Below are 20,128 nucleotides of genomic sequence, written 5' to 3'. Positions count from 1 at the left end.
AGTTTATGAAAATCTATTCGTGGAATGTAAATGGTATAAGAGCTGTTCAAAAAAAAGGGTTTGTAGATTGGGTGAAAGAAGAGCAACCAGATATATTATGTATTCAGGAAACTAAAGCAAATGTTGATCAATTAGATGAGGAAATTATTAATATAGATGGATATCATTCATACTTTAGCTCAGCCGAGCGAAAGGGATATAGTGGAGTTGCTACATATTCAAAAATAAAACCTTTATCTGTAAAACATGGCATTGGAATAGAAAGGTTTGACTCTGAAGGGAGATTTTTGATAACGGAATATCCTGAGTTTATTCTATTCAATATATATTTTCCAAATGGACAAAAGGATGATGAACGCTTAAAGTATAAAATGGAATTCTATGATGCTTTATTAGAATATTGCGAAGATCTAAAATCTCAAGGCAAGAAGCTTATTATTTCTGGGGACTACAATACAGCCCATAGAGAAATAGATTTAAAAAATCCTAAATCAAATGAAAAAAGATCGGGATTTCTCCCTATAGAAAGGGCATGGATAGATAAGTTTATATCCCATGGATACGTAGATACCTTTAGACATTTCCATGAAGACGAAGTAAAATATTCGTGGTGGAGCTATAGATTTAAAGCAAGAGAAAAGGGAGTTGGCTGGAGAATAGACTATCATTTTGTTTCAGATAATTTAATCGACGATTTAAAGGGTGCTGAGATTTTAGATGATGTTATGGGATCTGACCATTGCCCTGTAGCCATATATTTATAATATAGATACGAAAGAGAATTCAGCTAATGAATTCTCTCAGATTGTAGACAAAGTCTACAAGATGACAGACTGCCCGGAAAGCCGAAGTTCAAGGCGTGCTGAAATCAAGAGACCGCAGCGTATACGGACATACGTAAGGGTTCTTGGTTGAAGCAACAACGAAGAAATTCGGGTTTCTCAACAGTCTCAGAGAATTCAACTAATGAATTCTCTTTTTTTTATGAATATTTTACTAGTGCATAATGCAAACTAATACTACCTTAATTGGATTAAATGTTTAATACTAGAAAAAAATTCTTATGATATTAAAACTTTCACTATAAATAAGGGAAGGATGACTATATGTTTAGGATATTAAAGGATAAGATAATTGGCAAAAAGAAAAATAAACCAATAGTTACAGCTGAAGATTGGAAGTTATCTAAGTCATTAGAAGAAAATATAAAGATGTTTAAAAAAATATTTAATAAAGACGATATGGTCAATTTTAGAGAATTTGAAACACAGGAAGCGCTGCCCCTAAAGTTTTGTTTAATCTTTGTAGATGGAATGGTGAATAAAGCGATTATAAATGAAAATATAATATTGCCTATAGTTAGCTTTCCACTAAAAGATATAGATTTAAGTAATCAGGTAATAGATACATTAAAAAATAAAGTGATCGTTTCAAGTACTATTCAGGCTCAGAAAGAAGTATATGAGCTTATAGGGTCATGTCTATATGGAAACGCTATTCTATTGATAGAGGGTTTTGAAGAAGCCCTACTTATAGACACAAAGGGATGGACTACCAGAGCAATTAACGAGCCAACTGCTGAAACAATAGTTAGAGGACCTAAAGAAGGATTTAATGAATCTGTCATGATAAATCTGACACTAATAAGAAGAAAAATAAGAAGTACCGACTTAAAATTCAAGTTTAGAGAGATTGGAACAAGAACACAAACAAAGGTGTGTGTTTGTTTTATTGAAGGAATAGCTAATGAGAAAATTGTTAAAGAGTTAAATAGAAGGTTAGATGACATTGATATTGACGCCATATTAGATTCGGGATATATAGAAGAACTTATAAAGGATTCACCAATGTCACCATTTACGACCGTTGGAAATACAGAAAGACCAGATGTTGTGGCGGCTAATCTGCTTGAAGGAAGGGTTGCTTTAGTAGTAGATGGAACTCCCCATGTACTAACACTCCCACATCTTTTTATAGAGCACTTTCAAGCAAATGATGATTATTACAATGGATTTATTTATGCTACGATAAATAGATTGATAAGAACATTTGCTTTTTTTCTTTCTACAAGTGTACCGGCTATCTATGTGGCGCTAACTACCTTTCATCAGGAAATGATACCTACTCCTCTGCTTTTGAGTATCTCTGCAGCTAGGGAAGGGGTGCCTTTTCCAACTATAGTTGAAGCCTTATTTATGCTGTTTGCTTTTGAAATACTTAGAGAAAGTGGAATTAGACTTCCAAAGCCTATCGGTTCAACCATAAGTTTCGTTGGAGCCTTGATTCTGGGAGAGGCGGCAGTGGATGCAAAGTTTGTTAGTGCACCAATAGTAATAGTTACAGCCCTAACAGGTATTTCTAACTTTCTAATTCCAAAAATGATTGGGGCGTTAATAGCAGTTAGACTGATATTCTTATTACTTTCTGCTTTCTTAGGGCTTTACGGTTACATTTTTGGTGTCATAGGACTATTCATTCATCTAATGTCAATGCGTTCCTTCGGGATACCATACATGCTTGATGTTGGAGCATTAAACATGCAGGATGTCAAGGATACTGCTATAAGGGCACCTTGGTGGATTATGCATTTGAGGCCTAAGCTTATTGGGGATAACAATAAGGTTCGCCAAAAAGATCCAAAGCTTCATGAAAAGAGGTAGTATTATGGGAAAGAAAAAAAAGCTAATAATTACTATTGTTATAGCGGCTTTGACAGTCACAGGATGCTGGAACTATAGTGAAATCAGTGATAAAAGAATAATTGCAGGATCGGCATTAGATTTTAATAAAGAACAGGAAAAGCTTAAATTAACAGTAGAATTAGTAAAGCCCGTAATGGGTGGGCAACAAACTCAAATGGAGCACGAAATTTATGAAAGTGTGGGCGATAATATGTTCAATGCCGCAAGAAATATGATATCCAAAACAGGTAAGAAAATATTTTGGTCCCATGCAAAAGTTCTGATCCTAAGCGAGGAGTTAATCAATAATGAGGACAAATTTTTAAGCGTCATTGATTTTGTAAAAAGGGATGCCGAAACAAGAGATGATATAATGCTATTAGTTTCAAGGGAGAAAACCGCAGGTGAAATTTTGAAGACAGATGCAAAGGTTCAAGATATAATATCCTTTCACCTAGAGGATATGCTTCAAAATCATGAAAGTATTTCAAAGTATCGAGCAGTACCTCTTTGGAAGTTTGTAGATGAGTTGGCTGGGGAAGGGATATCGGCAACACTTCCCACTGTTCAAGTATCTACATATAACAATAAGGCCCTCAGCCAAATCTTTGGAACGGCTGTTTTTAAAGGAGCTAAAACTGTAGGCTGGTTAAGTGGAAGCGAAACAAAGGCCTTTCTATTTGTCATCGATGAATTAAAGGGAGGAACAATAGTAATTGAAGAAAAGGAGCTTGCAAAGGAGCCAGTAAGGATAGCCTTCGAAATTTTTAAGAATAAAACTAAGGTAAAGCCTTTATATAAGGGTGAAAGGCTAACTATGAAGATAGATATTAAAACGACTGTTAATATCAATGAAATAGATGGAGATATAGACTTTATGGATGAAAAAAATCTAGAAATTATACAAAAAAATGGAGAAGAAACAATAAAAAATATGGTTGAAAGTGTAATAAAGAAAGTACAGAAAGAATATAAAAGTGATATTTTTGGATTTGGTGCCATTATAAGCAGAGAAATGCCTGATCTGTGGAAAGAACTAAAACCAGACTGGAACAATGTTTTCTCGAAATTAGATGTTAAAGTAAATTCAACCTTGGAAATCAGGGGTAGTGCACTAAGATCAAAAACAATTAAGGTAGGAGATTAGAATGTATATTTTAATAATTTTGGGTTATTTGATAATAGGGATTATTGAGATAGTCCCACTATATAAGAATAATAAGAAAAAAGAGCTTGTTGTGTATAGTATATTCTTTTCTGCAGCCTTTATCATTAGCTTACTACTAAGCTTGGGTGTTAAGATTCCAAGCCCTGCAAAGCCCATTGAAACAATTGTTAACACTATTCTAGGAAAATAATGGTGTATGTATAAACTTTTATATAGAACGAAGAGGGTAATGTCATGAAGAAACTATATGTATTAGCGACAATAGTACTTAGCTTAATATTTCTTACGAGTTGTTGGAATTATAGAGAAGTCAACAAAATGCGATTCGTTGCAGGGGTTGCTATCGACTATGATGAGGTAAAGGATGAATACATAGTCACAAGTGAAGTAGTTAGGTTAATAAGGGGCGGAGAAAAATTTGGCAGTACCCTATTTCAAAGCAGAGGAAAGACAGTATTTGATGCTGTAAGAGATACTGTAATGAAAAACGCAAGAAAGTTATATTGGGGCCATGCAAAAGTAGTCATATTGAGTCAAGATATCTCTGACGAAAGATTAATTACTGCTCTTGACTATACTAGCAGAGATGCTGAGTTTAGAGATGATATATGGGTTATAGTATCGGGAGAAAAGGCGGCCAGTGAGATATTAGAAGAGACCTTTGAAAAACGTGATGAAATAACCTCATTTCATATAGATAATACTTTGAAGAATGAGAAAAGTATATCGACCTATCATGGAGTTCCCGCGTGGCGATTTACAAAGGATATGTTTGCTAAAGGAGTTTCGCCCACATTGCCAATAGTTAAGGTTGCCGAGAGAAATGGTGAGAAGGTACCCAAGCTTGGGGGGCAAGCAATTATTAAAGGAAAAAAGATAGTAGGTAAATTAGATGAAATGGAAACCAGATCCTATCTATGGGTTATAGATGAGTTAAAGGGAGGTCTATTGACTGTAAAGACAGAAGTTGGAGGTGATCCAGTAGAAGTTACCCTCGAAATATTTGGAAATAAAACAGACTTAAAGCCAAAAAAAATCGGGGATAAAATAACTATGAATATTGATATAGAAACTGATGTTGGAATAGCAGAAATAGCTGGAGATGTAAATGTTATAGAGAAAAAAGGTAGAGAGATAATGAAAAAAGATATAGAGAAGAACATAAAAAAGCTAGTAGAAGATACAGTAAAAAAAGTACAAAAAGAATACAAGAGTGATATTTTCAAATTTAGCACAGAAATAAAAAGGAAAATGCCGGATGAATGGAAAAAGATTGAACCTGAATGGGATGAAGTTTTTAGTGATATGGAAGTAAAGGTTAATGCAACGGCAAACATACGTGGAAGTGCATTAACATCTGAACCTATTAAAGTAGAAGATCAGTAACTCCAGATTTTCCATAGACAATCTGGGGAAGGACTCAGGAGGAGCTTAGATTGAATAGAGAAGTAATTGCAGATGCTGAGGGAATTTGCTTAGTTATCTTATTTATTGCTGGAAGTACCTTAGCCCTTCCTACTGGTTCAGCAGCAGGAAGCGACCTCTGGCTGGCTGTTTTACTTGCATTAATTATTGCAATACCATTATACTTAATATATTCTAGGTTACTTTCTCTATATCACGGAAATGATATTTTTGATATACTTGAGAAAGTATTTGGGAAGTTCTTTGGAAAAGCCCTTAGTTTGATATTTGTTCTATATACCTTTAGTTTGGCATCGTTGATACTACGAGATCAAGGGGAATATCTAATAACGCTTTCTCTGCCGGAGACTCCTATGGTAGTACCAATCTTTATGATGACTGCATTAAGTATTTTTGTAGTTAAAGCAGGAATAGAAACATTGGCTAGGTGGGCAAAGCTTTTTGTAATATTTAATGGGCCGGTACCAACAATTACTATTCTTATGTTAATACCGCAAATGGATATGAATAATATCTTGCCAATATTATTCAATGGAGTTAAACCTTTATTAGAAGGAACATTGCAAGCCCTTACATTTCCCTTTGGAGATTCGGTAGTTTTCATAATGATCTTCTTTGCATTAAAATCTAAAAAATCCTCCTACAACGTATTAATCAAAGGATTATTGTGGGGGGGAATACTAATAGTTGGGGTATCTATGGCAGAAGTTTTGGTATTAGGGCAGGATGTGTACTTATCAACCTATTATCCAAATCATAGTGTAGCAGGGAAAGTTGATATTGGAGAAATCTTACACAGATTAGAAGTAATTGCTATTGTTGCAACTATAACATCATTCTTTCTCAAAATAAGCGTATGTTTACTGGCCGTTTGTAATGGAATCTCTAAGATATTTGAGTTAAAGGATTATAGATCTATAGTGGTACCTATTGCTCTGCTTATGTGTAATTCTTCCTATTTCATTTTTGGTAGTGTAATGGAAAAATTTACGTGGAATAAAGAAGTGGGAGTATACTATTTTTTACCATTTCAGGTTTTTTTACCTGTTATAGTATTGATATTTGCTGAAATCAAGAAAAGGCATGGTAGAAGAAAGAAAACCGGTTAAATATCCGGTTTTGTATTTTTGAGGCTATTTCTCGGAACGAAAGCTGTTCCAAATTAATGGACAGACTCCCTGGGAAATTTATTAATTATCAATAAAGTTGTTATAATGTTTTATAATATGAGCGCCATGGACGGATTTGTAAAAGGGATTATTGTATATTAGTTGCTTCACTATTGGTAGTCGTAAAAAAGTTATAAGCCTATCAAAATCTTTGTTTTCGAGGGTGTTCAAAAATCTTCGTAATTCATGGTTGCTTCGTATAAGATCACCAGTACTTTCCATAAGTTTAGTATAATTAAGGTTTTTAGCAATACACCTTCCAGCAGTTATACCACTTCTAATAGCATTTACAGCCCCACAACCAAGACAGCTTTCCGTTAAGCCAGCGGCGTTCCCTACAAAATAGATATTATCTAATTGCATAGGGTGTACAAATCCAGTACAATACTCTACATCTCTAGTTTCTAGAATTTTATATTGAAAATTCTCCTTTAACAAGAATTTCTTCCAGTGATAATTTAGCTCCTTTGGAGAAATATTGTTTACTATCAGTGTTAAAGTCGCATTTTTCTTACTATAAGGCAAGAGGTAGCCATATCCATTTCTAGCATATTCCTTATTAAGCCACATAGTGGCAGAATTGTTTTTAAAATCCCCCAATACTGTTGAGATTCTAATTTGAGTATTAAATGCAGAAGTCCATATATTTAGCCTTCTAGAAAGCTTATTGATACCAGATGCCCATACTATATAATCGAAATCATTTTTTATATCATCAAAATTAATATGAGTATCAAAAACTATGGGAAGATTAACCTGCCTAGCAATTTGATTTTCTATGGAATGGGGTTCTGGGCCTCTCTTGAAAGTATATCCCAATTTTCCTCTTACAAGGGTTCTCTTACTTGGACCAATCATTATACTTTCTCTTAATACCTTTAATGGAACTATATTAAGTCCATAATTTTTTTTGAAATATCCTTTGGGACTTCCAGTAAAATCTGTGAACATTCTTAGAATTGCAATAGAATAATCTAAACCATCCCCTATAGAAGTCCTTTTTTCAAAGATAATTGGCTTTATTCCATGTTTTTTTAGTTCAAAGGCACAGGACAAACCAGATAGACCAGCGCCAACTATTGCAATTTTCATATAGGTTAGCTCCTCTTTAGTGTATGTAGATGATTAAAGTAATTGCCAAATAAGATTATTAATATATAGGCACCAAGATACATTAAAAATGCAAAAAACAAATTCATTTTCTCTCCATAGGTAAATAGAGTCGTTGTTTTTAAAGTTATTATTTCTATAATCATATTTGCCGAAACAAAGCATGTTATCAAAAGCATATCCTTTAGTTTATTTCCTGAAAGATATTGGTAAAACAACATAGCTATAATCGGAAAATAGATGAGACTAGATATAATGGTTACTTCTGGATAACCTGGATTTTCTAGAGGATATTTCCAGTGACCATAATGTAGTCCAATAATTTCAACTGTATAATTTTCAACAGCAATAAATAGACCAATGGGAATTAACTCTTTAAATCTTCCCTTGTTAACTAGAACCATGAAAGCAATAAGTAAAATCAAGACATTTCCATAAAAGAAAATAAAAGTCCAAGTTTCTTTATCCATTATCTCACCCTTAGTAAAAAGATATATATTGACTACTAAATCAATGATAGAGTTCTACATTTCCATATAAGAATAATATTTACTTTATTAGAGAAAAATATTTAAAAACAATAATTTTTTTCAATGTTGGAGGAAGAAAATGAAAAAAATATCTCAGGAATATTTAATGGATACTGCTTTTGTACTATCAATAGAACGAGAAGAGCTTCTCCTGAAGAAATATTCACAGTATATAGATGAAATTGACAATAAAGAGCTTAAGAACCTTGTTAAGGAATTTAAAAAAATTTCCAAGGAACATATTAAGCTAATAAAGGATCTAATGATAAAACTAAATCTTCAAGGCTAGGTGGGGTACTATGAAGGATACAGATATTTTAAAAGATATATTGCAATATAAAATCTCAAGTCAGCTTTTTTATAATGAAAATCTAATACATATAAGAAACCCAGAAGTGAGGCAGCTCTTTAGCGAGATGAGAGATGATGAAATGAGGGGAATAGAGAAACTACAACAGAAAATTCAAAGGATGCAAGCTAAGCCTTATATAATAGGAAAAATATTTCCAACGAAAAATAGATTTTAATTCTTTATGAAGTTTTTTAAGATATGTATTATTCTGGGGGAGGAGTTAGATGGAATGGATAATATTATTTGTAGCTAATTGGATTATTTTTTTGCTTTTAGTAAACTGGAAAGAGTTAAAGACAAACATGTGGGCAGGATTATTGGCATCCTCGATGGCTATTATCGTAGACTTCTGCAATATATCCCATGGGAGATATACTATTAACAGGCCAGTAATCTGTATCTTGGATTCATCATTATTTTTTGTATTAGGCCCTGTGTTTATAATAGGAACCTTGTTAGCGCAATATCACCCGAAAAGAAGGTTGCTATCGGTATTAAATGTTATAGTGATATTTATAATATATTCATCAACTGAATTAATCTTAGTTTATAGAGGTGCTGTTGAGTATTTAGAGTGGCACTTTTATGACAGTTTAATAATTAATATAGGAGCAATACTAATTATTAGCTGGTTTTCTATAGTAGTTTTAAATAAATGGGGAGTGGAGAGATGAGCCTTCTAGTATATATTTGCTTAGTTATTATAATAGCTGTAGTTGTTTATTCATGGTTTAAAATAATATATAGATATGGGAGCTGAAAATCTTGAAGGTAGCAATTATTGGAGCCGGCGTAGCAGGGCTTTCCTGTGCCTTAGAGCTTGAAAAGTATGGTGTTAAACCAGTTGTATATGAGAAAAATAACTTTATTGGCGAAATGCATCCCCATGTTACAGCAATTTTCGATGTTATTGTAAGGCATTTAAAAAATCAAAGAGAAGATATGATTGACTACTTCAAATATCAATTAGATAAAGACATAGAACCTTTAAATCCCATATATTCCGTAGTTCACAATTCTCCTAGAAATCAATCTATTATCAGGGGGAATTTGGGATACTTTTTCAAAAGAGGAAGAGAGAAGGATGGACTAAAATGTCAACTATATTCTCAACTTAGAGATACAAAGATAATATTTAATAACTTAGCTGACTATGATAAATTGTCAAAGGCTTATGACAAGGTTATTGTGGCAACTGGAAATACGAACTTTACTAAAGAGTTAGGTTGTGTATATACTTTATTTTCATCTATGGTAAGGGGGGCAATAGTCTTAGGCAACTTTGATCCAACGAGGCTAATTATGTGGATAAATCAAGACTATTGTAAAAATGGATATGCATATCTCACCCCCTTTAACAAGAAAAAAGCTACCCTTGTTTTAATAACAAATGATGTAAATGACGAGCAGATGGATTATTATTGGAATAAATTTCTATTTGAAGAAGACATAAAATATACTATTGTTGAAGAATTTAAGCTGAAGCATGAGACTGGATATATATATCCAAACCGTGTTGGCAATATATATTTAGTAGGTGGTGCAAGGGGAGGGATAGAACCTTTCCTAGGATTTGGCCAGATGAATTCTCTTACGGCAGGAACATTGGTTGCTAGAGCTATAGCCGAGGGAAAAGATTATGATAAGCTCTTAAAGACCATAGACTCAGGCATTAGAAAAATGATTGACTTCAGGAGAGTCTACAACAGAATGAATAATAAAGGATATGATATTTTTGTTCCTACCATTGGTTTGCCGGGAGTTAAGCAATTAATTTATGATACCAACTTAGACATTGCTAAGATTGGTGGAAGTGTATTAGGTATTCTAAATAAGATTTATGAAAGAAATAAAAGACAGGGGAAGATATAGATATTAAAAAAGGTCCAAATTTGTGATATTTGGACCTTTTTTATATGAAGTATAGTAACTATTATTTAGCTAATTCATATAATGCATTTGCATATATCTTAGTAATCTTAATTAAATCTTCAATAGATATATACTCGTCCTTTTGATGGGCTAGTTCTGGTTGGCCTGGGAACAACGGACCAAAGGCAACGGCATTTTCCATGGATCTTGCGTATGTACCTCCTCCGATAACAATAGGCTCACTATTATCACCGGTAAACTCACTATAAACCTTCATAAGTTTTTTAATGAGTTCATGATCTTTTGGAAGATATATAGGAGCAACGTGTTCAATAGGTACTATATTAACGCCAGTATCGGTGAGCTCTTTTTCCATACCTTCATAGACTGCCTTATCATTAAAGGTAACTGGATATCTAACATTAACAGTAACCTTTACCTGATTCTCTGTTAGGTCTATCACTCCAACATTAAATATAAGATTTCCTGAAGGTTCATCCTTAAAACCACAACCAATAGACTCACCATAGTATTCCATTCCGATTTTTTCACTGTATAGCTTTACAAAGTCAGAAACATCTCCAGCTGCTAAATCTAGGGTGCTTAGGAATAAAATAAGCTGAGAAACTGCATTATGACCATGCTTAGGAAGACTGCCGTGGGCAGAAACCCCATAGGATTTTATTGTGATTTTTTCATCCTCTTCAAGGATTTCTAACTTAACATCATTTTCCTTAACATAGGCTTCTAGCTTTGATCCTAATGAGTCATCTGATACGAGGTGTGCCTCACAATAATCAGGAACCATATTAGGTCTGTTACCACCCTTGATGTTTAATATTTTAATACCTTCACCTGAGGCTTTGTTTGTAAAGGGTTTTGTTAAATCAAATATAAGTATCCCTTTTTCTCCATGAATAGCTGGGAAGTCAGCATCTGGAGTAAAGGCAACACCTGGAGATTCTTCGCGATCAAGATAATACGCTAGACTTTCCCATCCGCTTTCTTCATCAAGGCCGAAAATAATACGTATTTTCTTATTTAGCTTGACTCCCGAGTCCTTAATTGCCTTCATAGCATATAGAGCCGCTACTGCAGGACCTTTATCATCAATAGTTCCTCTACCATATACCTTGCCATCGTGGATTTCTCCACCATATGGAGGGTATGTCCAGTTGTCACCCTCAGGAACTACATCGAGATGAACCAATACGCCTACAACCTCTTCACCATCTCCAAATTCAGCATGTCCAGCGTAGTTATCAACGTTCTTTGTTTTAAAACCAAATTCCTCACATAGACCCAGTGTATATGTAAAACATTCATGGATATCCCTACCAAAGGGCATGTCAGACTCTGGAGAACCCTTAACGCTCTTTTTACTAATGATTTCTTGAGTTGATTTGATAATCTCATCTTGCATTGCATCAATTCTCTGTTCTAAGTTCATATTCATTCCCCCAAACACTTCAATTTGATTTCATATTACTTGATTTTGGAACTTTTTTCAACAAAATTGCCCTGTTACTAATAAATTAAATTTGATTTGAAAGTGCATTACTAGTATAATTACCATAAATATAACAAAAAATGTCAGGAAATTGATGAAGGTGATAATACTATGTATACCTTAGATGAATTGAAGGAAATCACTCACAGCTGTAGGAAATGTAGACTGTGCGGTGGAAGAACTAATGTTGTTTTTGGACAGGGTAATCCTGAGGCTGACATCATGTTTATCGGAGAAGGTCCCGGCAGGGACGAGGACCTGAGTGGAGAGGCATTTGTAGGTGCTGCAGGACAGCTTCTTACTAAAGCAATAGAAGGAATAGGCCTCAAAAGAGAAGACGTTTTTATAGCTAATATTGTTAAATGCCGTCCGCCGAATAATAGAAATCCCCAAGATGACGAAATGCAGGCATGTATACCTTATTTAAGATGGCAGGTAAAGCTCATAAAGCCCAAGATAATAGTATGTCTAGGGTCTATAGCAGGTAAAAATATTATAGACAAAAATTTAAGGATAACGAGACAAAGGGGACAATGGGTAGAAAAAAAGGAAATCAAGATACTTCCGACCTTTCATCCGGCGGCACTGCTTAGGGATGAAGGTAAGAAGAGGCCGTTTTGGGCAGATTTTAAGGAAGTGAAGAGGGTTTATGAGGAGCTAGTAGGTGAAGCTGATTAAAGGTGTTTTGTTAGTACTTCGGTCGAGGGATATTAATATCCCTTTAGCGGTTGGAATTTGAATATAATAATTTATATAAAAAATAATTAAGGAGATTTTAAAATGTTTATTTCAAACAAGTATTTATCGTTTTTTAGTACTGTTAAGGGCATATTAATTATCATTGCTTTTGTGATAATTATAAATAAGTTACCTACTCCTTATTTACTTTTTTTGATAGCATTACTTAATATTTTAGAGTCGATTGAATTTTATAGAGAAAGAAAAAAATTACCTATTTTTAAAATTATAATAACAGTAGCTTGTATAATACTTGCTATATTTATACTGAGTGGAAAATTTAAGTTATTAAATTTAATCTAATAAAGCAAAGATATTTTTGTTCGTCATAAGGGTAACGAGACAGTTTCGGAACCATTAAGTAAAAGGAGTGAGTAGTATGAGTAAAATGAAACGAAATATATTTAGAAGTATATATTGTCTGACTATGTTTTTAATTTCATTTTATTTAAATAAAGAACTTGGTTATTGGTATATAACGCCACTGATTGCAATTGTAGTTATTACTATTCTTATATCTTTTCATTATGGATTTGTGAAAAAGTAAAAAGAAGAAAGAACTGAAACTTAAGGATAATGATAGGTTAGCCGTTTAGCTAGTACTTTGGTCGAGGGATATTAATATTTCCTTTTCGTTCATGCAATGAACCTGTTTTTTTATGTACTTTAAAAGTAAAAACAGATTCATTGAAATCACTAAAAGGAAATATTAATATCCCTTAAGTGCTTGATATTTAGGAAATTTATTTTACTAGTACAATGAGTTAGGTTAATAAAAATAAAGCAAGCTTAAAGGAATTATTAAGAACAATTAAATATCCTCAAGCTTGCTAGACATATCTACAAACAATTCTATTTCTTTTAATATTTTCTTTTCTTGTTCCTTAGTAAGTTTTTCACCCTTTTTGATTTTACCATTCTTAATATAGATTTCAATAATTTCATCGACTAATTGTTTATTGGCTTCATCAGTTAATTTATTGTTTGGATTTTCAGTTATACCTAATAAATAATCAGTAGTAACGTTAAAGACACTAGCTATTCTTTTTAGCATATCAATATCTGGTTTTCTATAATTTCTCTCATAATTAGATATAGTTGATCTGCCAACATTAAGTAATTTAGCTAAATCATCATGAGTCATTTTCTTGGTTTCTCTAAGTAATCGTATCTTCTCACCTAGGGTCATATTATCACGCTCCGTAGTTTTATTATTACATTAATGTTGCGTTTTGAAAATAAACTGTCACGAAATGCAACTTTGATTTTGGAAAGCTATTGAAATGTTTCGTATCGTGATGTAAAATATAGTAAATGCGGTCACAAAGTGAAACAATCATGTTGCTTAATAAAGGGGGAATTTTAAATGCTAAAAAGCATAGATAGTTACTTGGAGGACTTTATTGATGACAGACTAAATGATATTGGTCAACAAGTTATAAGAAATGATAAGAGGGTAGAAGTAGTCAGACAAGAGTGTTTTAGCCTGTGGGATAGGATATTAGAATCCTTGCCCAAGGAAGATAGAAGCTTAATATTTAGATATGAAGAAAAACGCAACGAAGAAGAGCTATTGCACTTTCAAATCATATATAAACAAGGCTTAGCTGACGGTTTAAGAATAGGGAATATATCTAATAAAATAAGAAATAAAGATATTGCGGGGTTATAGAGAAGGCAAGGGGAGTTTGTATTTGTCACGATAATTGGAAGTTAAAGCGGTCAGGGCTGATAAGTTGACTTCTATCTATCAATCTATTACGTAATTTTTTCTACTAAACACAGGGCAATCAGAGGCTTTGTATACTCTATAATTAATACATAACTACAACTATACACAAAGCAAATACTAAAAATATAAATACTTGTATTATAGATGCATCAGACATTCTACAATACAAGTATTTATCTTCTTTAAGCTCTGCTATAACCTGCAGTTTGATTTCTTAATCTTAGGCTGGATAGAGACAGCATATTCTACAATTTTATTGATTTGAACCTGTTTCATAAACTATAGCAGTAATATTTTGATTCGTTACTTTTATTTGAGGATATATTGGAGCTGTTATAGGAGGATTGGTATTAATCTTTGTAACAAATGCGTCACTAATACCTCCGCCAAATGTTGGTTGAATAGGGTTCATAAGTGGAAAATTTAATGAACTAGTCTGTCCCATCACATAGGCACTGCCGGTATTATCTACTGCTATACCCCTGCCAAAATCATCACCACTTCCCCCAAGATAAGTGGAGAAAATAAGAGCTGTGCCTGCAGGGTTTACCTTTGTGACAAATGCGTCAAAACTACCTCCACCAAATACTGGTTGAATAGGATTCGCAAGTGGAAAATTTAATGAACTAGTCTCTCCTGTCACATAAGCACTGCCGGTATTATCTACTGCTATACTAAAGCCGACATCAAACCCAATTCCCCCAAGATAAGTGGAGAAAATAAGAGCTGTACCTGCAGGGTTTACCTTTGTGACAAATGCGTCACTCCCACCTCCACCAAATACTGGTTGAATAGGATTCATAAGTGGAAAATTTAATGAACTAGTTGATCCTGTTACATAGGCACTGCCGGTATTATCTACTGCTATACTTCTGCCTATATCAAACACCCCATTTCCCCCGAGATAGGTAGAGTAAATAAGAGCTGTGCCTGCAGGGTTTACCTTTGTGACAAATGCGTCAGCACCACCTCCACCAAATACTGGTTGAATAGGATTCATAAGTGGAAAATTTAATGAATTAGTAAATCCTGTTACATGGGCACTGCCCGTATTATCTACTGCTATGCCTCTGCCGGCATCACCACTACTTCCCCCAAGATAGGTGGAGAAAATAAGAGCTGTGCCTGCAGGGTTTATCTTTGTAACAAATGCATCAGCAGAGCCACCAAATACTGGTTGAATAGGATTCATAAGTGGAAAATTTGCTGAAAAAGTCTGTCCCGTCACATAGGCACTGCCGGTATTATCTACTGCTATACCAAAGCCGACATCAGTATCACTTCCCCCAAGATAGGTGGAGAAAATAAGAGCTGTGCCTGCAGGGTTTACCTTTGTAACAAATGCATCAGAAAGACCTCCAAATACTGGTTGAATAGGATTCATAAGTGGAAAATTTAATGAACTAGTCTGTCCTGTCACATAGGCACTGCCGGTATTATCTACTGCTATACCAAAGCCGACATCAGTATCACTTCCCCCAAGATAGGTGGAGTAAATAAGAGCCGTGCCTGCAGGGTTTACCTTTGTAACAAATGCATCAGAAACACCACCAAATACTGGTTGAATAGGATTCATAAGGGGAAAATCTAATGAACTAGTCAATCCTGTTACATAGGCACTGCCGGTATTATCTACTGCTATAGCAATGCCATTATCAGAACCAATTCCCCCAAGATAGGTGGAGTAAATAAGGCCTGGATCTATAATAATAGGGTAGTCTGGATTGTAACCCTTTTCAACTTCAAAACTATAGAAGCTTTCCCCATTTTCATGCTTCTTTACTACAAAGCTGCTATCAAGTGTCACATTTCTTCCTTCAATCTCCTGATAACTTACAGGACGCTCATCAATTAGTACTCCAAGATCATTTTTAATTAATAGGTTTCCTTTTTCGTCTAAGGATATATCTTCTGCACCTTTATAGCTTAGCTTAATATCCTGGGAATCTGCTCCTGGCTGCACTACAAATTCATATTTAAGCTGCCCCTTTGCTCCATAAAATACTAAATCTATACCTTGCCATAGCTCCTTATAAACTACTTTTTCATAGGTAAGCAAATCTGTATACCACTTTTCAGGGTCATTTCCCTTAATGTAATTGACCCTTCCACTGCCCCTGATTTGACCTTCTATTTTTACATCCGGATTAGCACCAATAAACTGCATAGATAGGGCTACTCCAATTTCTTTTTCCTCTTCCTTAGAAATATCACCTTTACTTGCGCTATTATCGAAAATCTCTCTTGATGTTCTTTTAACAAAACTTAACACTACTTCTTCCTTGGTAAAGTAGAATCCATAGTTTCCTCCCTTAGCATAGTATTTAACCTTATGGTCTATTTGTCCGGCATTTGTGATAAACATCATAGGCATTTTGCTTAGATTACTAAGGACTCTCGCCTTCTCAGCCACAGAAATTGTCTTAGAAGAATACAAGCCTTGTTCATCCTCTGCTTTTTTCAATATAATAGACATTAAAAAATTCACTCCCTATGTTTCTATACATTCTTAATTGAAGCCTTTTAAGCGAAGACTATATATACTTGTATTATAGATGCATTAGACATTCTACAATACAAGTATTTATCTTCTTTAAGCTCTGCTATAACCTGCAGTTTGATTTCTTAATCTTAGGCTTGATAGGACAGCATATTGCGCCATTTTATTGAATTGAACCTGCTTCATAAACTATAGCAGTAATATTTTGATTCGTTATTCTTATTTGAGGAGGTATTGGAGATATTATAGGAGGATTGGTATTAATCTTTGTAACAAATGCGTCAGCAGAACCTCCAAATACTGGTTGAATAGGATTCACAAGTGGAAAATTTGCTGAACTAGTCTGCCCTGTCACATAGGCACTGCCGGTATTATCTACTGCTATACCAAGGCCTCTATCAAAAGCACTTCCCCCAAGATAGGTGGAGTAAATAAGAGCTGTGCCTGCAGGGTTTACCTTTGTTACAAATGCGTCAGCAGAACCTCCAATTACTGGTTGAATAGGATTCATAAGTGGAAAATTTGCTGAATCAGTCCGTCCTGTCACATAGGCACTGCCGGTATTATCTACTGCTATATCAAGGCCTCTATCAAAAGCACTTCCCCCAAGATAGGTGGAGTAAATAAGAGCTGTGCCTGCAGGGTTTACCTTTGTTACAAATGCGTCAGCAGAACCTCCAATTACTGGTTGAATAGGATTCATAAGTGGAAAATTTGCTGAATCAGTCCGTCCTGTCACATAGGTACTGCCGGTATTATCTACTGCTATACCAAAGCCTCTATCAAAAGCACTTCCCCCAAGATAGGTGGAGTAAATGAGAGCTGTACCTGCAGGGTTTACCTTTGTTACAAATGCGTCACCAGAACCTCCAAATACTGGCTGAATAGGATTCATAAGTGGAAAATTTATTGAACTGGTCCGTCCTGTCACATAGGCACTGCCGGTATTATCTACTGCTATATCAAAGCCTTCATCAATACTACTTCCCCCAAGATAGGTGGAGTAAATGAGAGCTGTACCTGCAGGGTTTACCTTTGTTACAAATGCGTCAGAAGAACCTCCAATTGCTGGCTGAATAGGATTCATAAGTGGAAAATTTAATGAACTAGTCGTTCCTGTCACATAGGCACTGCCGGTATTATCTACTGCTATACCAAGGCCTCTATCAAAACCACTTCCCCCAAGATAGGTGGAGTAAATGAGAGCTGTCCCTGCAGGGTTTACCTTTGTTACAAATGCGTCAGAAGAACCTCCAATTGCTGGTTGAATAGGATTAATAAGTGGAAAATTTATTGAATTAGTCTGCCCTGTTACATAGGCACTGCCGGTATTATCTACTGCTATACCATTGCCGCTATCAAAACTACTTCCCCCAAGATAGGTGGAGTAAATGAGAGCTGTACCTGCAGGGTTTACCTTTGTTACAAATGCGTCAGAACCACCTCCAATTACTGGTTGAATAGGATTCATAAGTGGAAAATTTAATGAACTAGTCTGTCCTGTCACATAGGCACTGCCGGTATTATCTACTGCTATACCAAAGCCTACATCAAAACCACTTCCCCCAAGATAGGTGGAGTAAATAAGAACTGGATCTATAATAATAGGGTAGTCTGGATTGTAACCCTTTTCAACTTTAAAACTATAGAAGCTTTCCCCATCTTCATGCTTCTTTACTACAAAGCTGCTATCAAGTGTCACATTTCTTCCTTCAATCTCCTGATAACTTACAGGATGCTCATCAATTAGTACTCCAAGATCATTTTTAATTAATAGGTTTCCTTCTTCGTCTAAGGATATATCTTCTGCACCTTTATAGCTTAGCTTAATATCCTGGGAATCTGCACCGGGATGAACTACAAATTCATATTTCAATTGCCCCCTTGCCCCATAAAACACTAAATCTATACCTTGCCATAGCTCTCTATACACTACTTTTTCATAGGTAAACAAATCTGTATACCACTTTTCAGGGTCATTTCCCTTAATGTAATTGACCCTTCCACTGCCCATGATTTGACCTTCTATTTTTACATCCGGATTAGCACCAATAAACTTCATAGATAGGGCTACTCCAATTTCTTTTTCCCCTTCATTAGAAATATCACTTTTACTTGTGCTTTTATCAAAACTCTCTTTTGATGTTCTTTTAACAAAACTTAACACTACTTCTTCCTTAGTAAAGTAGAAGCCAAAGTTTCCTCCTTTAGCATAGTATTTAACCTTATGGTTTATTTGTCCGGCATTTGTGATAAACATCATAGGCATTTTGCTTAGATTACTAAGGACTTTCTCCTTCTGAGCTACAGGAATTGTCTTAGAAGAATACAAGCTTTGTTCATCCTCTGCTTTTTTCAATATAATAGACATTAAAAAATTCACTCCCTATGTTTCTATACATTCTTATTTGAGCCTTTTAAGCGAAGACTATATACCTCTGTATACCATCTGAAGATGCCATGAAGTATATTCCCCTCTTATTTTATATTTTTAACTAATTGCTTATCGTGCAAGTCCAGAAGGACTTTACTATTATATATATGATAATGTTAGAACTTTAAATAAATGTTTAGATTAAAATTTAGTTTAGAGACTTATAACAGTATTTCTTGCACTTTATATTATGTAGTAGTTAAAATTTAGTGCTAACTAGGGGCTATTTAAAGGCATGAAAAACGGGTGACAGTCTTACTATCAAACTTTACCATACGATAAACAATAATAAAGTTTAATAATAAGCCTGTCACCCATCTTGTACATTAACTAACAATCAAAAGCTCAGCTGAGCATTCACTTCTTCTAAATCTAACAATCTCTTCTTTAACTCCAATCCACCAACAGCAGAGAATCCAGTAAGCTTACCATTACTACCAATAACCCTATGACAAGGAACTATGACAACGATCGGATTCTTACCTACAGCTCCACCAACGGCTCTGCTTTTATTCATGTCTCCAAGCTTACAGGAAACATCCTTATAGGTTAAGATCTCACCGAACTTTATTTCCGTTAGTACATTCCAAACCTGTTCTTGAAAAGCTGTACCTATCAGATGGAGCTTTAAATCAAAATCCTGTCTTTTTTCTTGAAAATATTCTTCTAATTGATTAAAGGCTTCTATGTTTCTATTCTTATCTTCTATGATGTTATTTTCCTTGAAGTGTTTTCTAAGCCAATTAAACTGTTTCTCTGGGTTATCATCCGTAAAGCTCACTATACATAGACCTTCGTTAGTAGAGGCGAAAAATATCTTTCCAAAGGAAGTATCGAATATAAAATAATAGACTTTCATATCTTTAGTATTTGCCATCTGTTTTCTCCTTTGTTCTTTTTTTATATT

Annotated in this window: 20 protein-coding genes; 13 read left to right on the top strand and 7 right to left on the bottom strand. The window is 34.5% G+C overall.

Features of this window, described 5'->3' with window-relative positions; translation table 11 throughout:
* Positions 1–5: 5 nt before the first annotated feature.
* The 6 genes from R9X47_RS14800 to R9X47_RS14775 all read left to right on the top strand — a co-directional run bounded on the left by R9X47_RS14800 (position 6) and on the right by R9X47_RS14775 (position 6,383).
* Entirely contained in the window at positions 6–764 is a 759-nt protein-coding gene (locus R9X47_RS14800; protein WP_432661826.1) for an exodeoxyribonuclease III, read from the top strand.
* Between the two features lie 342 nt (positions 765–1,106).
* Positions 1,107–2,660 (top strand): spore germination protein, encoded by a 1,554-nt coding sequence (locus R9X47_RS14795; protein ID WP_432661825.1) that lies wholly within the window; start codon positions 1,107–1,109, stop codon positions 2,658–2,660.
* Positions 2,661–2,664: 4 nt separating this feature from the next.
* The gene (locus R9X47_RS14790; RefSeq protein ID WP_432661824.1) at positions 2,665–3,828 is read left to right on the top strand and encodes a Ger(x)C family spore germination protein; all 1,164 of its coding nucleotides are present in this window, start codon (positions 2,665–2,667) and stop codon (positions 3,826–3,828) included.
* A 1-nt stretch (position 3,829) separates the two neighbouring features.
* On the top strand, positions 3,830–4,039 hold the full coding sequence (locus R9X47_RS14785) for a hypothetical protein (protein ID WP_432661823.1): 210 nt from the start codon (positions 3,830–3,832) through the stop codon (positions 4,037–4,039).
* Between the two features lie 44 nt (positions 4,040–4,083).
* Positions 4,084–5,235: a Ger(x)C family spore germination protein gene (locus R9X47_RS14780; RefSeq protein WP_432661822.1), complete on the top strand. Its 1,152-nt coding sequence runs from the start codon at positions 4,084–4,086 to the stop codon at positions 5,233–5,235.
* A gap of 50 nt (positions 5,236–5,285) precedes the next feature.
* Positions 5,286–6,383: a GerAB/ArcD/ProY family transporter gene (locus R9X47_RS14775; protein ID WP_432661821.1), complete on the top strand. Its 1,098-nt coding sequence runs from the start codon at positions 5,286–5,288 to the stop codon at positions 6,381–6,383.
* Positions 6,384–6,464: 81 nt separating this feature from the next.
* Here R9X47_RS14775 and R9X47_RS14770 read toward each other — a convergent pair whose 3' ends face one another.
* Positions 6,465–7,535: an NAD(P)-binding protein gene (locus R9X47_RS14770; RefSeq protein ID WP_432661820.1), complete on the bottom strand. Its 1,071-nt coding sequence runs from the start codon at positions 7,533–7,535 to the stop codon at positions 6,465–6,467.
* Positions 7,536–7,540: 5 nt separating this feature from the next.
* Positions 7,541–8,023 carry a CBO0543 family protein gene (locus tag R9X47_RS14765; RefSeq protein WP_432661819.1) on the bottom strand — a complete coding sequence of 161 codons (483 nt, stop codon included), beginning with the start codon at positions 8,021–8,023 and terminating at the stop codon, positions 7,541–7,543.
* A 139-nt stretch (positions 8,024–8,162) separates the two neighbouring features.
* On the opposite strand from R9X47_RS14765, the gene R9X47_RS14760 reads away from it, so the two are divergent.
* The 4 genes from R9X47_RS14760 to R9X47_RS14745 all read left to right on the top strand — a co-directional run bounded on the left by R9X47_RS14760 (position 8,163) and on the right by R9X47_RS14745 (position 10,307).
* A complete protein-coding gene (locus tag R9X47_RS14760) occupies positions 8,163–8,372 on the top strand; it encodes a hypothetical protein (protein WP_432661818.1) in 210 nt (69 codons plus the stop codon).
* 10 nt (positions 8,373–8,382) lie between these two features.
* On the top strand, positions 8,383–8,610 hold the full coding sequence (locus tag R9X47_RS14755) for a DUF2383 domain-containing protein (protein WP_432661817.1): 228 nt from the start codon (positions 8,383–8,385) through the stop codon (positions 8,608–8,610).
* Positions 8,611–8,659: 49 nt separating this feature from the next.
* The gene (locus R9X47_RS14750) at positions 8,660–9,109 is read left to right on the top strand and encodes a hypothetical protein (protein WP_432661816.1); all 450 of its coding nucleotides are present in this window, start codon (positions 8,660–8,662) and stop codon (positions 9,107–9,109) included.
* 91 nt (positions 9,110–9,200) lie between these two features.
* Positions 9,201–10,307 (top strand): FAD-dependent oxidoreductase, encoded by a 1,107-nt coding sequence (locus R9X47_RS14745; RefSeq protein ID WP_432661815.1) that lies wholly within the window; start codon positions 9,201–9,203, stop codon positions 10,305–10,307.
* A gap of 61 nt (positions 10,308–10,368) precedes the next feature.
* Here R9X47_RS14745 and pepV read toward each other — a convergent pair whose 3' ends face one another.
* Complete coding sequence (gene pepV / locus R9X47_RS14740; protein WP_432661814.1) at positions 10,369–11,757, bottom strand: dipeptidase PepV; 1,389 nt, start codon at positions 11,755–11,757, stop codon at positions 10,369–10,371.
* A gap of 171 nt (positions 11,758–11,928) precedes the next feature.
* On the opposite strand from pepV, the gene R9X47_RS14735 reads away from it, so the two are divergent.
* Together R9X47_RS14735 and R9X47_RS14730 are read left to right on the top strand one after the other, a co-directional pair.
* Positions 11,929–12,495: a uracil-DNA glycosylase gene (locus R9X47_RS14735; protein ID WP_432661813.1), complete on the top strand. Its 567-nt coding sequence runs from the start codon at positions 11,929–11,931 to the stop codon at positions 12,493–12,495.
* Positions 12,496–12,934: 439 nt separating this feature from the next.
* A complete protein-coding gene (locus R9X47_RS14730; RefSeq protein WP_432661812.1) occupies positions 12,935–13,102 on the top strand; it encodes a hypothetical protein in 168 nt (55 codons plus the stop codon).
* Between the two features lie 264 nt (positions 13,103–13,366).
* Here R9X47_RS14730 and R9X47_RS14725 read toward each other — a convergent pair whose 3' ends face one another.
* The gene (locus R9X47_RS14725; protein WP_432661811.1) at positions 13,367–13,744 is read right to left on the bottom strand and encodes a helix-turn-helix domain-containing protein; all 378 of its coding nucleotides are present in this window, start codon (positions 13,742–13,744) and stop codon (positions 13,367–13,369) included.
* Between the two features lie 177 nt (positions 13,745–13,921).
* Here R9X47_RS14725 and R9X47_RS14720 point away from each other — a divergent pair, with 177 nt between their 5' ends.
* Positions 13,922–14,227, top strand: coding sequence for a hypothetical protein (locus tag R9X47_RS14720; protein ID WP_432661810.1), 306 nt, complete (start codon positions 13,922–13,924; stop codon positions 14,225–14,227).
* Between the two features lie 313 nt (positions 14,228–14,540).
* Here R9X47_RS14720 and R9X47_RS14715 read toward each other — a convergent pair whose 3' ends face one another.
* The 3 genes from R9X47_RS14715 to R9X47_RS14705 form a co-directional block, all read right to left on the bottom strand.
* On the bottom strand, positions 14,541–16,763 hold the full coding sequence (locus R9X47_RS14715; protein WP_432661809.1) for an SBBP repeat-containing protein: 2,223 nt from the start codon (positions 16,761–16,763) through the stop codon (positions 14,541–14,543).
* A gap of 187 nt (positions 16,764–16,950) precedes the next feature.
* The gene (locus R9X47_RS14710) at positions 16,951–19,158 is read right to left on the bottom strand and encodes an SBBP repeat-containing protein (protein ID WP_432661808.1); all 2,208 of its coding nucleotides are present in this window, start codon (positions 19,156–19,158) and stop codon (positions 16,951–16,953) included.
* 400 nt (positions 19,159–19,558) lie between these two features.
* Positions 19,559–20,098 (bottom strand): methylated-DNA--[protein]-cysteine S-methyltransferase, encoded by a 540-nt coding sequence (locus tag R9X47_RS14705; RefSeq protein WP_432661807.1) that lies wholly within the window; start codon positions 20,096–20,098, stop codon positions 19,559–19,561.
* Between the last annotated feature and the right edge of the window lie 30 nt (positions 20,099–20,128).

This window comes from Wukongibacter baidiensis, from assembly GCF_050888315.1.
In the GTDB taxonomy this organism is placed as follows: Bacteria; Bacillota; Clostridia; order Peptostreptococcales; family Caminicellaceae; genus Wukongibacter; species Wukongibacter baidiensis.
This window is presented reverse-complemented; position numbering and strand designations above follow the sequence as displayed.

What these genes read in the sequence shown, in the direction of transcription:
- R9X47_RS14800 (WP_432661826.1), top strand. Translation starts at nt 6, where the DNA reads ATGAAAATCTATTCGTGGAATGTAAATGGTATAAGAGCTGTTCAAAAA.
- R9X47_RS14795 (WP_432661825.1), top strand. Translation starts at nt 1,107, where the DNA reads ATGTTTAGGATATTAAAGGATAAGATAATTGGCAAAAAGAAAAATAAA.
- R9X47_RS14790 (WP_432661824.1), top strand. Translation starts at nt 2,665, where the DNA reads ATGGGAAAGAAAAAAAAGCTAATAATTACTATTGTTATAGCGGCTTTG.
- R9X47_RS14785 (WP_432661823.1), top strand. Translation starts at nt 3,830, where the DNA reads ATGTATATTTTAATAATTTTGGGTTATTTGATAATAGGGATTATTGAG.
- R9X47_RS14780 (WP_432661822.1), top strand. Translation starts at nt 4,084, where the DNA reads ATGAAGAAACTATATGTATTAGCGACAATAGTACTTAGCTTAATATTT.
- R9X47_RS14770 (WP_432661820.1), bottom strand. Translation starts at nt 7,535, where the DNA reads ATGAAAATTGCAATAGTTGGCGCTGGTCTATCTGGTTTGTCCTGTGCC.
- R9X47_RS14765 (WP_432661819.1), bottom strand. Translation starts at nt 8,023, where the DNA reads ATGGATAAAGAAACTTGGACTTTTATTTTCTTTTATGGAAATGTCTTG.
- R9X47_RS14760 (WP_432661818.1), top strand. Translation starts at nt 8,163, where the DNA reads ATGAAAAAAATATCTCAGGAATATTTAATGGATACTGCTTTTGTACTA.
- R9X47_RS14755 (WP_432661817.1), top strand. Translation starts at nt 8,383, where the DNA reads ATGAAGGATACAGATATTTTAAAAGATATATTGCAATATAAAATCTCA.
- R9X47_RS14750 (WP_432661816.1), top strand. Translation starts at nt 8,660, where the DNA reads ATGGAATGGATAATATTATTTGTAGCTAATTGGATTATTTTTTTGCTT.
- pepV (WP_432661814.1), bottom strand. Translation starts at nt 11,757, where the DNA reads ATGAACTTAGAACAGAGAATTGATGCAATGCAAGATGAGATTATCAAA.
- R9X47_RS14735 (WP_432661813.1), top strand. Translation starts at nt 11,929, where the DNA reads ATGTATACCTTAGATGAATTGAAGGAAATCACTCACAGCTGTAGGAAA.
- R9X47_RS14730 (WP_432661812.1), top strand. Translation starts at nt 12,935, where the DNA reads ATGAGTAAAATGAAACGAAATATATTTAGAAGTATATATTGTCTGACT.
- R9X47_RS14725 (WP_432661811.1), bottom strand. Translation starts at nt 13,744, where the DNA reads ATGACCCTAGGTGAGAAGATACGATTACTTAGAGAAACCAAGAAAATG.
- R9X47_RS14720 (WP_432661810.1), top strand. Translation starts at nt 13,922, where the DNA reads ATGCTAAAAAGCATAGATAGTTACTTGGAGGACTTTATTGATGACAGA.
- R9X47_RS14715 (WP_432661809.1), bottom strand. Translation starts at nt 16,763, where the DNA reads ATGTCTATTATATTGAAAAAAGCAGAGGATGAACAAGGCTTGTATTCT.
- R9X47_RS14710 (WP_432661808.1), bottom strand. Translation starts at nt 19,158, where the DNA reads ATGTCTATTATATTGAAAAAAGCAGAGGATGAACAAAGCTTGTATTCT.
- R9X47_RS14705 (WP_432661807.1), bottom strand. Translation starts at nt 20,098, where the DNA reads ATGGCAAATACTAAAGATATGAAAGTCTATTATTTTATATTCGATACT.